Annotated in this window: 13 protein-coding genes; 5 read left to right on the plus strand and 8 right to left on the minus strand. The window is 69.4% G+C overall.

Annotation, left to right across the window (positions count from 1 at the left end):
* Positions 1–25: 25 nt before the first annotated feature.
* Positions 26–2,389 (minus strand): transglycosylase domain-containing protein, encoded by a 2,364-nt coding sequence (locus tag SSP08S_RS37275; RefSeq protein ID WP_019072746.1) that lies wholly within the window; start codon positions 2,387–2,389, stop codon positions 26–28.
* Between the two features lie 210 nt (positions 2,390–2,599).
* Between SSP08S_RS37275 and SSP08S_RS37280 the strand changes: the two genes are divergently transcribed.
* The 5 genes from SSP08S_RS37280 (at position 2,600) to SSP08S_RS37300 (ending at position 7,426) form a co-directional block, all read left to right on the plus strand.
* Entirely contained in the window at positions 2,600–3,532 is a 933-nt protein-coding gene (locus SSP08S_RS37280) for an SPFH domain-containing protein (RefSeq protein WP_019072747.1), read from the plus strand.
* Positions 3,529–3,771, plus strand: a complete 243-nt coding sequence (locus SSP08S_RS37285; protein WP_019072748.1) for a type II toxin-antitoxin system antitoxin — start codon at positions 3,529–3,531, stop codon at positions 3,769–3,771. The genes SSP08S_RS37280 and SSP08S_RS37285 overlap by 4 nt, the downstream gene beginning before the upstream one ends.
* Positions 3,772–3,876: 105 nt before the next feature.
* Positions 3,877–4,401: a PadR family transcriptional regulator gene (locus tag SSP08S_RS37290; protein WP_019072749.1), complete on the plus strand. Its 525-nt coding sequence runs from the start codon at positions 3,877–3,879 to the stop codon at positions 4,399–4,401.
* Positions 4,398–5,090: an ABC transporter ATP-binding protein gene (locus tag SSP08S_RS37295; RefSeq protein ID WP_019072750.1), complete on the plus strand. Its 693-nt coding sequence runs from the start codon at positions 4,398–4,400 to the stop codon at positions 5,088–5,090. Before SSP08S_RS37290 ends, SSP08S_RS37295 begins: the two co-directional genes overlap by 4 nt.
* The gene (locus SSP08S_RS37300) at positions 5,087–7,426 is read left to right on the plus strand and encodes an ABC transporter permease (RefSeq protein ID WP_019072751.1); all 2,340 of its coding nucleotides are present in this window, start codon (positions 5,087–5,089) and stop codon (positions 7,424–7,426) included. Before SSP08S_RS37295 ends, SSP08S_RS37300 begins: the two co-directional genes overlap by 4 nt.
* Positions 7,427–7,453: 27 nt before the next feature.
* On the opposite strand, the gene SSP08S_RS37305 is transcribed toward SSP08S_RS37300, so the two are convergent.
* From SSP08S_RS37305 to phoH2, 7 genes are all read right to left on the minus strand, one after another.
* On the minus strand, positions 7,454–7,882 hold the full coding sequence (locus tag SSP08S_RS37305; protein WP_019072752.1) for a hypothetical protein: 429 nt from the start codon (positions 7,880–7,882) through the stop codon (positions 7,454–7,456).
* A 4-nt stretch (positions 7,883–7,886) separates the two neighbouring features.
* Entirely contained in the window at positions 7,887–8,246 is a 360-nt protein-coding gene (locus tag SSP08S_RS37310; RefSeq protein ID WP_019072753.1) for a roadblock/LC7 domain-containing protein, read from the minus strand.
* A gap of 69 nt (positions 8,247–8,315) precedes the next feature.
* A complete protein-coding gene (locus SSP08S_RS37315) occupies positions 8,316–9,221 on the minus strand; it encodes a hypothetical protein (RefSeq protein ID WP_019072754.1) in 906 nt (301 codons plus the stop codon).
* A 177-nt stretch (positions 9,222–9,398) separates the two neighbouring features.
* Positions 9,399–10,355, minus strand: coding sequence for a LysR substrate-binding domain-containing protein (locus SSP08S_RS37320; protein WP_026179162.1), 957 nt, complete (start codon positions 10,353–10,355; stop codon positions 9,399–9,401).
* Between the two features lie 252 nt (positions 10,356–10,607).
* On the minus strand, positions 10,608–11,921 hold the full coding sequence (locus tag SSP08S_RS56635; protein ID WP_019072756.1) for an AI-2E family transporter: 1,314 nt from the start codon (positions 11,919–11,921) through the stop codon (positions 10,608–10,610).
* A gap of 140 nt (positions 11,922–12,061) precedes the next feature.
* Positions 12,062–12,751, minus strand: coding sequence for an aggregation-promoting factor C-terminal-like domain-containing protein (locus SSP08S_RS37330; RefSeq protein ID WP_019072757.1), 690 nt, complete (start codon positions 12,749–12,751; stop codon positions 12,062–12,064).
* Between the two features lie 402 nt (positions 12,752–13,153).
* Positions 13,154–14,479: an RNA 5'-3' helicase PhoH2 gene (gene phoH2 / locus SSP08S_RS37335; protein WP_019072758.1), complete on the minus strand. Its 1,326-nt coding sequence runs from the start codon at positions 14,477–14,479 to the stop codon at positions 13,154–13,156.
* Between the last annotated feature and the right edge of the window lie 154 nt (positions 14,480–14,633).

Here is a 14,633-nt window from a genome sequence, read left to right on the forward strand (position 1 = left end):
CGCCCTTTGCGTCCGTCAGCCCCGGCTACTGGTCGAGCTGGCCGAACGGATTGTCCGTGTTGTCGTCGCTCGGTGTCGTCGGCGGACTGGTCGTCGGCGTCGGGGTGGGTGTCGGAGTCGGCGTGGGGGTCGGCGTAGGCGTGGGCGACTCCGTCGTCAGGGTCGGCGAGGGACTCTTCGTCGTCGGCGTGGCGGACGGCGTCGCCGACACGGTCGCGCTCGGGGTGGGCGTGAAGTCCGGCTCGACGGCCGCGCCCTGGTCGGTCTCCAGGTCGAACTTGCTGTTCGCCTTGGTCACTCCGAACATGTACGTCGCCCAGATCTGCGCCGGGTAGCCACCACCGTTGATACGGCCGCCGCCCGTGGTGATCAGACCGGTCGCACCGGTCAGCGGGACCTGGGCGCCGCTGCCCTTCTTCTCGCCGAACAGGCCCACCGAGGTGACCAGGTCGGGCGTGTAGCCGGTGAACCAGGCCGACTTGTTGTTGTCGGACGTACCCGTCTTGCCCGCGACCTGCTGTCCGTCGCGCTTGCTGTTCTCGGCCACCGACACCTTCGCCGTACCGTCGTCGACCACACCGGTCAGCACCGAGGACACCGTGTCGGCGGCCTCACGCGGGATGACCTGGGCACCGATCGGGTTCGGCATGGTGACCGTGCGCGTGTTGTGCGCGACCGACTTGATGATCGCCGGGGTGACCTTCCGGCCGTGGTTGTCGAAGGTGGCGTAGACGCCGGCCATCTCCATCGGACTCGCGCCCATGGTGCCCAGGGTCTGCGCCGGTACGGCCTTCAGGTCGCCGGGGTCCATGCCCAGCTGCTCGGCGGTCTTCATCACCTTGTCCATGCCGACGTCGACACCGAGCTGCGCGAAGACCGAGTTGATCGACTTGTTCATCGCCGTCTGGACGGTGACCTTGCCGTAGTTCTGGTCGTCCTCGTTCTCCGGCGCGAAGGCGATGGCGCTGCCCACGACCGGACGCTTGCTGGTGCCGTCGTAGAGCGTGTCGGTGGTGATCGTCTTGCCGGACTGCGTCTTGGCCTGGTCGGCCAGGGCCGCGGCGAGGATCACCGGCTTGAAGGTGGAGGCGGGCTGGTAGTCGGTGCGGGTGGCGTTGTTCGTGAAGTGCTCCGTGTAGCCCACGCCGCCGTACATCGCCACGACCCCGCCCGTCTTCGGGTCCACGGACACCGCGCCCGGCTGGACGTTCCCGTCGACCTTGCGCTTCTTGGCGTCGAGCTTGCTGGTCAGCTGGGACTTGACGGACTTCTCCAGCTGGGCCTGCTTCTTCTTGTCGATGTTGAGAGTGATCGTCCAGCCGCCCGCGTCGACCAGCGCCTCGGCCTCCTTGGTGTTGGCGGCCTGGCCACTGGAGATCAGCTGCTTCTCCAGCGCCGCGTTGGCCTCGGTCACCAGGTAGCCGTTCTGCCCCTCCATGCCGGCCTCGGCCTTGGGCGCCTTGGGGGTCGGGAACGTCATCTTCTGGCGATCGGCGGAGCTCAGCCAGTTCTGCTCGACCATGTTGTCCAGTACGTAGTTCCAGCGCGCCTTCACCAGCCGCTTGCCGGTGTCGGTGGCTATCGCCCAGTCGTACTGGTTCGGAGCCTGGAGCAGCGCGGCGAGATAGGCGCCCTGCTCGACCGAGAGCTTCCTCGCGTCGACCTGGTAGTAGGCCTGCGCGGCGGCCTGGATGCCGTAGGCGCCGCGGCCGTAGTAACTGGTGTTGATGTATCCGGCGAGGATGTAGTCCTTGGACTTCTCGCGGTCCAGCTTCAGCGAGATGACCAGTTCCTTCAGCTTGCGCGTGACGGTCTGGTCCTGCGTCAGGTAGTAGTTCTTGACGTACTGCTGGGTGATCGTCGAACCGCCCTGCGCGCCCTTGCCGGACAGCGTGTTGAGCAGACCGCGCGCGGTGCCCTTGAGGTCGACGCCGGCGTCCTTGTAGAAGGTCTTGTTCTCGGCGGCGACGAAGGTCTCCTGGACGGCCTTCGGGACCTGCGAGAGGTCCACGTTCTCCCGGTTGACCTGGCCCCTGCGGGTCAGGATCGAGCCGTCGCTGTACTTGTAGACGTTGCTCTGGAGCTTCGCGGTCGCGTTGCCCGCGGGGATGCTGATCATCATGTAGAGCACGATGAACGCGCCGATGCCGAGCAGGCAGAGGCCGAGGAACGTGCCGAGGATCTTCTTCCAGGTGAAGAGTCTGCGTATGAAACTCTTACCGCCCTTGGCGCCCTTGCCACTCTTGGCGTCCGTACCGGCCGAGGCGCTGCCGGCCGGCGCGGTGGCTGTGGCGGTGGCCGTTGCTGTGGCCCCCGACGAGCGGCGGGTCTTGGGCGCAGCGCGGTGGCCACCGCGTTGGCGCGCTCGTCTCTCTTCCGCTCGTCCCATGAGTCCGTCTGCTCCGCTTCCGTCTCGTCCGTGCCTGCAAGTCAGCTCAGAAAGCTAACACCGCCAGTTGTGACAAAGGTCTGCCGATCCTGTCTTTTACGGACGTGAGAATCAGCACCTGTTCCAACGGAACCGACGTACGAACGGGGTTGAGGGTTGCCGCGCGGGGGTAAAGTGATATCACTTTGCTTCAACCGAGATATGGGGGACATGATGGCCACGGACTCACCCACGGCGGACGTACCCGAGATGCCCGCCCCGCGTGTGCGCGAGTTCGCCGCGCACAGCATCGGCGGCGCGCTGGCGCTGGTCCTCGGACTGGCCGGGCTGCTGCTCGCCGCCGGACTGCTCGCCACCGCCACCGCGGTCAGCGCGCCCGGCGGCAAGGCCGCGCTGATCGTCGGCGGCCTCCTCGTCTTCCTGGCCGCGGTCATCGCGATGCGCGGACTGAACACGGTGGCGCCGGGCGAGGCGCGGGTCGTGCAGCTCTTCGGGCGCTACCGGGGGACCATCCGGCAGGACGGGCTGCGCTGGGTGAACCCCTTCACCTCGCGCACGAAGATCTCGACCCGCGTGCGCAACCACGAGACCGCGGTCCTCAAGGTCAACGACGCCTACGGCAACCCGATCGAGCTGGCCGCGGTCATGGTGTGGAAGGTCCGCGACACCGCGCAGGCCACCTTCGAGGTGGACGACTACAGCGACTTCGTCGCCATCCAGACCGAGGCGGCCGTACGGCACATCGCCATCGAGTACCCCTACGACTCCCACGACGAAGGCGGGCTCTCGCTGCGCGGCAACGCCGAGGAGATCACCGAGAAGCTCGTCCTCGAACTGAGCGCGCGCGTCGAGGCGGCCGGCGTCCAGATCATCGAGTCCCGCTTCACGCATCTCGCCTACGCACCCGAGATCGCCTCGGCGATGCTCCAGCGGCAGCAGGCCGGGGCGGTCGTCGCGGCCCGGCGGCAGATCGTGGACGGCGCGGTGGGCATGGTCGAGGCCGCGCTGGCCCGGATCACCGAGCGGGACATCGTGGAGCTGGACTCCGAGCGCAAGGCGGCGATGGTGTCCAACCTGCTGGTGGTGCTCTGCGGGGACCGGTCGCCGCAGCCCGTACTGAACACGGGGACCCTGTACCAGTGACGGACCCTTCCGAGCCCTCCGGGGCGAAGCGCCGGCCGCAGCAGGAGCGCAAGCAGGTGCTGCTGCGGCTGGACCCCGCGGTGTACGAGGCGATCGCCCGGTGGGCCGGGGACGAACTGCGGTCCGCCAACGCGCAGATCGAGTTCCTGCTGCGCCGCGCTCTGGCGGAGGCGGGGCGGCTTCCCGGGGAGGCCGGCCCGCTGCCGCGTCGCGGTCGGCCGCCCCGGCCGCCCCAGTGACAGAACCGTGACAATCGGCCCCCACCTGCGGGGCCGTACCCCCCGCCATGATCTACACACCGTGCGTATACACACCGGGTATACGCCGTGTGTAGAGTGCTCCGCATGTCCATCGGTCACACCCTTCTGGGGCTCCTTGAGTCCGGCCCGCGCCATGGTTACGACCTGAAGCGGGCCTTCGACGAGAAGTTCGGTCACGACCGGCCTCTGCACTACGGCCAGGTCTATTCGACGATGTCCCGCCTGCTGAAGAACGGCCTCGTCGAGGTCGACGGCATCGAGGCGGGCGGCGGTCCCGAGCGCAAGCGGTACGCGATCACCGACGCCGGGATCACCGACGTACAGAAATGGCTCGCGACGCCCGAGAAGCCCGAGCCGTATCTGCAGTCGACCCTCTACACCAAGGTCGTTCTCGCGCTGCTCACGCACCGCGACGCGGCGGAGATCCTCGATGTGCAGCGCTCCGAACATCTGCGCGGCATGCGGATCCTGACCGACCGCAAGCGCAAGGGCGATCTCGCGGACCAGCTGATCTGCGACCACGCCCTCTTCCATCTGGAGGCCGACCTGCGGTGGCTGGAGCTCACCGCGGCGCGTCTCGAAAAGCTCGCCGAGGTGGTGGCCAAGTGACGACACATCCCGCCGGTTCCCTGCTCGCGGCCGAGGAGCTGCGCAAGGCCTACGGGCCGACGACCGCGCTCGACGGCGCCGAGTTCTCCATCCATCCCGGTGAGGTGGTCGCCGTGATGGGGCCCTCCGGGTCCGGGAAGTCGACGCTGCTGCACTGTCTCGCCGGGATCGTGCCGCCCGACTCGGGCTCGATCACGTACAACGGGCAGGAGATGGCGACGATGAGCGACGCCCAGCGCAGCGCGCTGCGCCGCTCGGAGTTCGGGTTCGTGTTCCAGTTCGGCCAGTTGGTGCCCGAGCTGACCTGTGTCGAGAACGTGGCGCTGCCGCTGCGGCTGAACGGCACGCACCGCAAGGAGGCCGAGCGGGCCGCGCTCCACTGGATGGAGCGCCTCGAGGTCGACGACCTCGCGAAGAAGCGGCCCGGTGAGGTCTCGGGCGGTCAGGGGCAGCGCGTCGCCGTCGCCCGCTCGCTGGTCACCAACCCGCGCGTGCTGTTCGCCGACGAGCCGACCGGCGCGCTGGACTCGCTCAACGGCGAGCGCGTGATGGAGCTGCTGACCGAGGCCGCCCGGTCCACCAACGCGGCCGTCGTGCTGGTCACGCACGAGGCCCGGGTGGCCGCGTACTCGGACCGGGAGATCGTCGTACGGGACGGCAAGTCGAAGGACATGGAGCGCATCGTATGAACGTGCGTCAGTGGGCGGCCGATCTGGCCATGGGGGTGCGGTTCGCCTTCGCCGGCGGGCGTGAGGGCTGGGTGCGGGCCGTACTGACGGCGGTCGGCGTCGGGCTCGGGGTGGCGCTGCTGCTGCTCACCACCGCGCTGCCGAACGCGCTCTCCCAGCGCGACGACCGCGGCAACGCGCGGCAGGACTTCACCTACAGCGGCAAGCAGCTGCCGAAGGCGGACAACACCCTCGTCGTCGCCAACTCCGACACCACGTTCCGCAGCAAGGACGTACGCGGCAGGATGCTGGAGCCGGACGGCGCCAAGGCACCGCTGCCGCCGGGCCTCACGAAGTTCCCGGCGACGGGCGAGATGGTCGTCTCCCCCGCGCTGGACAAGCTCCTCAAGTCCGGCTCCGGGAAGCTGCTGCGCGAGCGGCTGCCGTACAAGATCACCGGCACCATCGCGCAGACCGGGCTCATCGGACCCGCCGAACTCGCCTACTACGCGGGCGGCAAGGACCTCTTGCAGCACCGGTCCGGCGGCAATGTCGAGCGCATCAACTACTTCGGGCCCTCCCCCAACAGCACGCCGGACAATCTCGACCCGATCCTGCTGCTGCTGATCCTGATCGTCTTCGTCGTCCTGCTGCTGCCGGTCGGCGTGTTCATCGCGGCGGCCGTACGCTTCGGCGGCGACCGCCGGGACCAGCGGCTCGCGGCGCTGCGCCTGGTCGGCGCGGACGGGCGGATGGCGCGCCGGATCGCGGGCGGCGAGGCGCTCGCGGGGGCGCTCCTCGGGCTCGTCCTCGGCACCGGATTCTTCCTGGCGGGGCGGCAGTTGGCGTCGCTGATCGAGGTGCGGGACATCAGCATGTTCCCCAGCGACCTCAACCCCTCGCCGCTGCTCGCCCTGGCCGTCGCCGTCGCCGTACCGGCCGCGGCCGTGCTGGTGACGCTGTTCGCGCTGCGCGGGGTCGTCATCGAACCGCTCGGTGTGGTCCGCAAGGCGAAGCCGCCGCGGCGGCGGCTGTGGTGGCGGCTGCTGATGCCGCTGGTCGGCCTCGCGATGCTCTACCCCATGATCGGCCAGGGCAACACCAACGGGAACTTCAACCAGTGGCTGGTCATCGGCGGCACGGTCCTGCTGCTCGTCGGCATCACCGCCCTGCTGCCGTGGATCGTCGAGGCCACCGTGGCCCGGCTGAACTCCGGCTCGGTGTCCTGGCAACTCGCCGTCCGCAGGCTCCAGTTGAGCAGCGGTACGGCGGCCCGGATGGTCAACGGCATCGCGGTCGCGGTGGCCGGTGCGATCGCGCTGCAGATGCTGTTCGCCGGCGTCGAGGGCGACTACACCAAGGAGACCGGCAACGACGTGAACCGGGCCCAGATCGAGGTCTCCGTCGACGGCGGCAGCTCGCTGGCCCAGGCGAACGGGCAGCTCGCCCGGACCAAGGGCGTGCGGCACACGTCGCCCATCTCGCTCACCTCGGTCGCCGACCGGGCCAAGAACCCGGACGGCTCGGTGGAGGTCGCCGTCGGCAGCTGCGCCGAACTGCAGGAGGTGGCCCGGCTGACGGGCTGCCGCGACGGTGACATCTATCGGATCACCGGCGGCGGCGCCGACCTCGACCAGCAGACGGCTCAGACGGCCAAGGCGGGCAGGACGGTGTACTTCGACCCGTCGTACGACTCGTCACCGGGCCACACCGTGGCCTGGAAGGTGCCCGCGGGTCTGAAGAAGGCGACCCACCGCGAGGACCCGACCGGTTACGCCCGCGACGGACTGCTGATCACCTCGGGAGCGCTGCCCGCGAACGCGGCGCAGAGCCTGGACCAGCATGTGTTCGTCACGCTCGACACCTCGGTGCCGGACGCGACCGACTACGTGCGCAACACCGCCGCGAAGCTCGACCCGCTGGCGGACGTGTTCACCCTGGCGGCCACCCGGCAGTCGGCGCAGTTCACGTCCATCCGCACCGGACTGCTGGTCGGCGCGACCTGTGTGCTCGTCCTGATCGGGGCCAGCCTGCTGGTGTCGCAGCTGGAGCAGTTGCGCGAGCGCAGGAAGCTGCTGTCGGCGCTGGTCGCCTTCGGCACCCGGCGGCGCACGCTGAGCCTGTCGGTGCTGTGGCAGACGGCGATCCCGATCGGCCTGGGCCTGGCGCTGGCCTCGACCGTGGGGCTGACCCTGGGCGCGGTACTGCTGAAGATGACGGCCACGCCGGTGGCCATCGACTGGGCGAGCGTGCTGATGATGACCGGCATCGGTGGCGCGGTCGTCCTGGCGGTGACGCTGCTCAGCCTGCCGCCGCTGCTGCGGATGATGCGGCCGGACGGCCTGCGCACGGAGTAGCCGCCCGCAGCCGCCCGCCCGCTTCCCTCAGAGTCCGTACTCCCGCACCACGCGCCGGACTTGGGCGAAGAGCATGCCCACGTTCACCGACTTGCGGCAGACCACCACGGCGACGACGTCCTGTTGCTCGGTCATCCGCACGAACAGATGGGTGAGGTTCTCGCTGTTGACGAGGATCTCCTGGAAGAAGTGATGGTCACTGGTGATCCCGCGACGCTCCTTGAAGACGTCCTCGATCATCACGACCGTCCGGCCCTGGAACAGGTCGAGGGTCGCACCCGCCAGCAGGTCGAGGACCTCTGGCGGGTGGTTGTCGATGGTCTCGTACGACAGCAGCATGCCGGTGGACATGTCGACCACGCCCGAGGCCACACAGTCGGGGGCATCGGTCCGGAGGGTTTTGACCAGGCCCATCACCTGGTCGGAGAATCCTGGGGTCATACGCTTCGTCGCCATCCCTTCACACTCCTTCTGATGCCTTCTCGGTGAGGATCGACTCGATCCGGTCGAGCGTCGGCCGGGCCGCCAGATGCAGCCGGTCCACGTCCATCCCCTCGTCGCCGAGCACCACCATCAGCGCGGTGTCGCCGACGGCGTAGGTCGCGGCGCAGCCGTGACTGCCGTACGTCACCGTCTGGCGCAGCGTGCCGCGGTCGGTGGCCGCGGCGGTGCGCCGGGCGAGGCCGAGGCCGGCCGCGGCGAGCGCGGCGAGGACCTCCGGGTCGATCGAGTCGGCGGTGTCGGCCGCGATGAGCAGTCCGTCGGCCGCCGTGACCGCGGTGTCGGTGATTCCGGTCACCTGTTCCCGCAGTGTGCGCATTTCCAATGTCAGGGCTTTGTGATCCACTTACTCAACTCCCCTAAAACTGATCGCATGTGGTCGTCAGGGTCATTTCGAGGTTCCGTTCCGCAGGCGGAAGAACCCTTTCCAGCCCGCCCCGCTCTTTTCGGGGACGAGAGATTCGGTGATGCCGCTGGCCCCCGGATTCCGGCGGGGCAACGCGGTGGGCGCGGTGAACTGCGGCGGCGCGGGCGCCGGTTCACGACGGCGTACGACGGGCCCCTCGGGCGGCACCCGGACCGGGATCGACACCGGGGTGTCGGAGCACTCCAGCAGCCCCTCGGCGAGCATCCGCGCGACCTCGGCGGTGACCGGGTAGACCCCGCGCCCGGTGCGGAAGGCGAGATCGCGGGCGGTACGGCGGCCGTCGACGTGACTGAGCAACTCCCGTTGCAGCATGCCGAGTCCGGCCTCGTCGAGACCGCCGGCCGGGGCCCGGGGGCGTTCCCGGTCGGGCCGTACCGGATACGGCAGCGCGGCGATCGCGGCGAGTCTGCGGGCCCCGTCCTGGAGCAGCCGGATCGGGGGTTCGCCGATGCCGACGGGGGCCAACGGCCGTACGTCCGGGGCGCGTTCGCAGTGGTCGACGTCTCCGGCGACGACCGCGAAGGCCGCGTCGTGCAGGGCCAGCACACACACGATCCGCAACTGGGCGGCGCCCGCGTACCCGTGGGCGATCAGTCCGGCCACCGGCCAGCGCGAACCGCCCGACTCCCTTACCAGCTCGGCCCATTGCTCGCCGGTGACCCGGCCGGAGCGCAGCAGCAGTGCCTCGGGGCCGGGCGCGCCGGGGCTCTCCACCGCGATGACGAGCCCGCCGCGCAGATGGAAGATCCCGCCGGGTCTGCCGGACACCCGCAGTCCCCCGGTGAACTCCTCGCGCCCACAGGCCGAAAGAGCCGCCGCGAGCAGGTCGTGACCGACCCGGCCGAGGGAATCCCGAATGCCCGACATCACTCCCCTAGGCTTTTCGTACACGCACCTGACGTGTAGCGCTGAGGGGTGAAGGTGTATCAGTCCGAGCGCATATTCCGGCGGGGTTCTTCCTACCTGCCTGCGGGTGACGGAAGTTGAGAATTCCCGCCGTTCGATTTCCTTTGTCCGACGCTCATTTGACCGAACGAGGACGGCTCAGTTGCCGGTGCCCAACACCCGTACGGGCAGCGGTCGCAGGGCCTCGCGGAGGGCGGCGGCCAGCTCCTGGTACTCGGCGCGGCGGGCGGCTCCGGTGCGCATCGCGAGGGCGATCCGGCGGGTCGGGGCGGGCTCGGTGAAGTAGCCGGTGAGGAGTTGGTCGCTGCGGGTGGTCTCGACCCGTACGGCGGTACGCGGCAGCAGCGTGACCCCGAGCCCGCCGGCGACGAGCTGCACGAGCGTGGAGAGTCCGGCGGCCGTCGTGGTGACCGGGGCGTCCACGCGGCCCGCCTCGCGGCAGATGTCGAGGGCCTGGTCGCGCAGGCAGTGCCCCTCGTCCAGGAGCAGCAGGTTCAGCTCCCGCAGCGCCTCGCGCGGGATGCCGCTGCGCCCGCCGAGCGGATGGCCGAGCGGTGTGACGAGCACGAAGTCCTCGTCGAACAGCGGGAGTTCGACCACTCCGGGCATCCCGAGGGGCACGGCGAGCAGCAGCAGGTCGAGGCGTCCGGTGGTCAGCCCTTCCAACAGGTTCGCGGTCTGCTCCTCGTGCACCTGGAGGTCGAGGTCCGGGTACCGGTCGTGCACCAGCCGCAGCACGGTCGGCAGCAGATACGGCGCGACGGTCGGGATGACCCCGAGGCGCAGCGCCCCGGTGAACGGCGCCCGCACGGCCTCCGCCTCCGCCAGCAGCGCCCCGACCTCCTCCAGCACCGCCTTCGCCCGTACGGCGAGCCGCTCGCCGGCGGGCGAGAGCAGCACCTTGCGGGTGGTGCGCTCCAGGAGGGTCACGCCGAGGGTGTCCTCAAGGGCGGCGACGGCACCGGAGAGGGCGGGCTGGCTCATGCCGATCGCGGCGGCCGCGTCCCGGAAGTGGAGGTGTTCGGCGACCGCGGAGAAGGCGCGCAACTGGGCCAGGCTGGGCTGGCGTCTCTTACTTGTATTACCAACAGTCACTGATAGCCGCCTCCGATCAACGCACCCCAGTGTAGCTATTCCCACAATCAATGCACGTTGGGACGGGATCGGGGCCGACCAGCCCACGAGAAGCACTCATTCCGCTTGGGTTTTTTCCGCTGCGAGGAGTGCATGTGCTCACCGTCGGTGACAGGTTCTCGTCGCCGAGGCGTTCAAGATCGCGGCGGTGGTGGAGGGGTTACTGGAACCTCTCGACTGACGGTGAACCGGTGGGTGGGTGGGAAATGTCGTTTACGGGGCCTGGTCCGACGGTGGGTGTTCGACCGCCGTAGCCCCCCTCGGCTTGGGCGAAAGCCGAGGGGCCGGCTCCGTGCCCTGGGCGTAGGCCTTCAGGTAGCTCACCACCGTGTTGGTGACCGCGACCAGTGGGACTGCCACCACCGCTCCGCCGATGCCCGCGATCATGCCGCCCGCGGCGACCGAGAGGACCACCGCGAGGGGGTGGACCCGGACCGCGCGGCCCAGGATGAAGGGCTGGAGGATGTGGCCCTCGATCTGCTGGACGGCGAGAACGACGCCCAGGGTGAAGAGGGCCACGACGACGCCCTGGGTGACCAGTGCGACGACGACCGCCAGCGCGCCGGAGGCGACCGCGCCGACCAGCGGGATGAACGAGAACAGGAAGATGAAGACGGCGAGCGGCACGGCCATCGGCACGCCGAGGAAGTAGATGCCGATGCCGATGCAGATGGCGTCGATCAGGGCGACTATCACCGTGCCCCGGACGTAGGCGGTGAGGGTGCGCCAGGCGCGAGGGCCCGCGCCCGCCATCGCCGGCCGGGCCGCCGCGGGCACCAGCTTCAGGGTCCACTGCCAGATCCGCGGGCCGTCGTAGAGAAGGAAGAGGGTCGAGAAGACCGTCAGCAGGATGCCGGTCAGGGCTTCCACGATGACCTGGACGCCCTCCAGGCCGGCCGAGGTGATCTGGTCGGTGTTGGCGCCGATGGCCTCGCGGAGGTTCTTGGCGATCTGGTTGATCTGCTTCTCGGTGACGTGGAACGGGCCCTTGAGCAGCCAGTTGCGCAGATCGTCGACGCCGTTCTGGACCTGGTCGGAGAGGTTGTCGATGTTGGCCATGACCTGCCAGGTCACGAACCAGCCGATCAGGCCCATCACGACGAAGCCGAGGATCGCGGTGAGGGCCGTGGCGACCCCGCGCGGAAAGCCGTAGCGGATCAGGGCGGCCACCGTCGGCTGGAGCAGTGCCGTGATGAGGAGGGCCGCGGCGAAGGCCAGGACCACCAGTTGGACGGCGCTGATGACGCGCATCAGCACCCAGACCGTGCCGGCCAGGATCAGCAGCCGCCAGCCCGCCTCGGCGGCCACCCGCACACCCCACGGCACGGCGAGCGCCGGCTCGGGGCGGTCACGGTCGATCGGGACGGGTACCGGTACGCGCTCCGGGGGTTCGGGGTCGGCGGCCGGCAACTCGGGCCCGGCGTCGGAGTGTTCCTTCTCCACCTCGGCACGGCGCTCGTCCAAGCGCTCCCCCATCTCGCTCAGCCCGTTGCCGAGCCGGCCGAGCCACCCTGGCACTCGCGACATGATCCGCCCTCTTCCCCCGTCTGTCCCCACCCCACTCCCCCTTGGAGCCGTTGCGTGTCCGACCGTACAGGGCGAAGGCCCCTCCCCCTAGGACGGGGAGGGGCCTTCAGAGGTTGAGCGGCCCGGAACCGGGCGTACGACTAGTACCAGCTGTTCGCCTGCCAGAACGACCAGGCCTCGCACGGGCTGCCGTAGCGGCTGTCCATGTAGTTGAGGCCCCACTTGATCTGGGTGGCGGGGTTGGTCTGCCAGTCGGAGCCCGCCGAGGAGTACTTGGAGGCGGGGAGTGCCTGGAAGAGACCGTAGGCGCCGGAGGAGGCGTTGACGGCGTGGTAGTTCCAGCCGGACTCGTGCGACACGATGTTGCTGAAGCACTGGAACTGGCCGCTCGGCACCATCTGGGCGGCCATGGCCTGGATCTGCGAGACCGTGTACGAGCTCTGCACGGGGAAGCTGGAGGAGGAACGGCTGGCCGCGGACTTCGCCGCGGCGCGCTCCTTCGCGTCCTTCTCCGCCTTTTCGGCTGCGGCCTTCTTGGCGACCGCGGTCTTCGCGGCGGCCAGGCGGGCCGACTCCTCGGCGTCCTTCTTGGCGCTCGCGTCGGCCTGGATCGCCTGGGCGTCGGCCTGCTGCGTCAAGGAGGCGGTCTGCACCTGGGCCTGCTGGCCCGTGGGGATGTCCGCCAGGAGCGTGGTGTCGGCTGCCGTCGTCTCGGCGTCATTGTTCTGCGCCTGAGCGACGCTGCCAGAGGCAACGCCCACGACGCTTCCGACGGCGGTGACCGCGGTGGCCGAGGCCACTGCGAATCCCCGGACCGAAATCCGGCTCACACGGTTTCCTTCCAGCATCGTCCGCTTCGGTGACCCTGGCGGACGCAATCGTGCCCCTGAACGCTGGCCTCCCACCTACGGGGTCACGGGAGGCACGGGCCCGGTGGGCAACTCCCGCTCGGGGAGTGCCGCGTGAAGAAGCGGGCGGCATACGACTTCGCTGTGGAGTTGGCTGTGATGCTCAAGTTGGTGCGTACCGCTGGGGGTACACGTGTGTCGTATGCGGGGCCTGACAGGAGTGAGACTCTGCCGTAACCGGACGCCGGGTGGCAATTCTGAGTTGCGTGTGAAAGCTCACATCCCGTTTGCCCCAGGGGATTTGGAGAAACAGCAGGACGCCAAAGCGCCGCCCCGCTAAGCTCCTTGGCTTTGCGGGGCGGCGCCAACTGACCTGCAACTACCTCAGATTTGGCCGTCCTCCAGCATTTCGGTCACAAGCGCCGCGATCTGGGACCTCTCGGACCTCGTGAGGGTCACATGCGCGAAGAGCGGGTGGCCCTTCAGCTTCTCCACCACGGCGACGACACCGTCGTAGCGGCCGACCCTCAGATTGTCCCGCTGGGCCACGTCATGGGTGAGAACCACCCGTGAATTGGCACCGATTCGGGACAGAACGGTCAGCAGGACGTTCCGCTCCAGGGACTGCGCCTCGTCCACGATCACGAACGCGTCGTGCAGCGAGCGTCCGCGGATGTGGGTGAGGGGCAGGACCTCGAGCATCCCGCGGGCGGTGACCTCCTCGATGACCTCGCGGCTGGTGACCGCGGACAGCGTGTCGAAGACCGCCTGGGCCCAGGGGCCCATCTTGTCGGCCTCGGAGCCGGGCAGATAGCCCAGTTCCTGTCCGCCCACCGCGTACAGCGGCCGGAAGACCATGACCTTCTTGTGCTGGCGGCGCTCCAGGACCGCCTCCAGGCCCGCGCAGAGCGCGAGCGCGGACTTGCCGGTGCCGGCCCGGCCTCCCATGGACAGGATCCCGATGTCCGGGTCGAGCAGCAGATCCAGCGCGATGCGCTGTTCCGCGCTGCGGCCCTTGATGCCGAAGGCCTCCCGGTCGCCGCGCACCAGCCGGACGTTGCCGTCGGCGGTGACACGGCCCAGTGCCTTGCCGCGCTCGGACTGGATGGTCAGTCCGGTGTGCACGGGAAGGTCGGCCGCTTCCGGGACGTAGACGTGGCCCTCCTCGAAGAGGATGTCCACCTGTTCGCCCGGCAGGGTCAGTTCGGACATTCCGGTCCAGCCGGAGGAGCCCGTGATGGCCAGTTCCGCGCGGTACTCCTCGGCGAGGAGTCCGACGGACGAGGCCTTGATCCTGAGCGGAAGGTCCTTCGACACGACGGTGACGTCGTACCCCTCGGCCTGCAGATTGCGGGCGACCGCGAGGATGCGGGAGTCGTTGTCCCCCAGGCGGTACCCGCTGGGCAGCACGCTGGGGTCCGAGTGGTTGAGCTCGACCCTGACGGTGCCGCCGAGTTCCCCGATCGGGATGGGGGCGTCGAGGCGACCGTGCCGGACCCGGAACTCGTCGAGCAGGCGCAGGGCCTGCCGGGCGAAGTAGCCGAGTTCGGGATGGTGCCGCTTGGCCTCCAGCTCTGTGACCACGACGATCGGCAGCACGACTTCGTGCTCGTCGAAGCGGTTCAGTGCGTTCGGGTCGGCCAGCAGAACGCTGGTGTCGAGAACATAGGTGCGCCGGTCAGGCAGGCGGCGCTTTGTGCTGGTCACCACGGAAGGACGTACCCCCTCGGAAGAGGTCGGGGAGCGACGGAGAGGAGCTGGACCGGTCCGGACCGCAGTGCGCGGGCCGGGGACCGGCCCTCCGTCTCGTCCGTACTGACCGCACGGTCGGGCTGGTGCAAAGGGCCTCCCGGGCGGACGGCCC

The organism is Streptomyces hokutonensis, from assembly GCF_000376565.1.
Lineage (GTDB): Bacteria > Actinomycetota > Actinomycetes > Streptomycetales > Streptomycetaceae > Streptomyces > Streptomyces hokutonensis.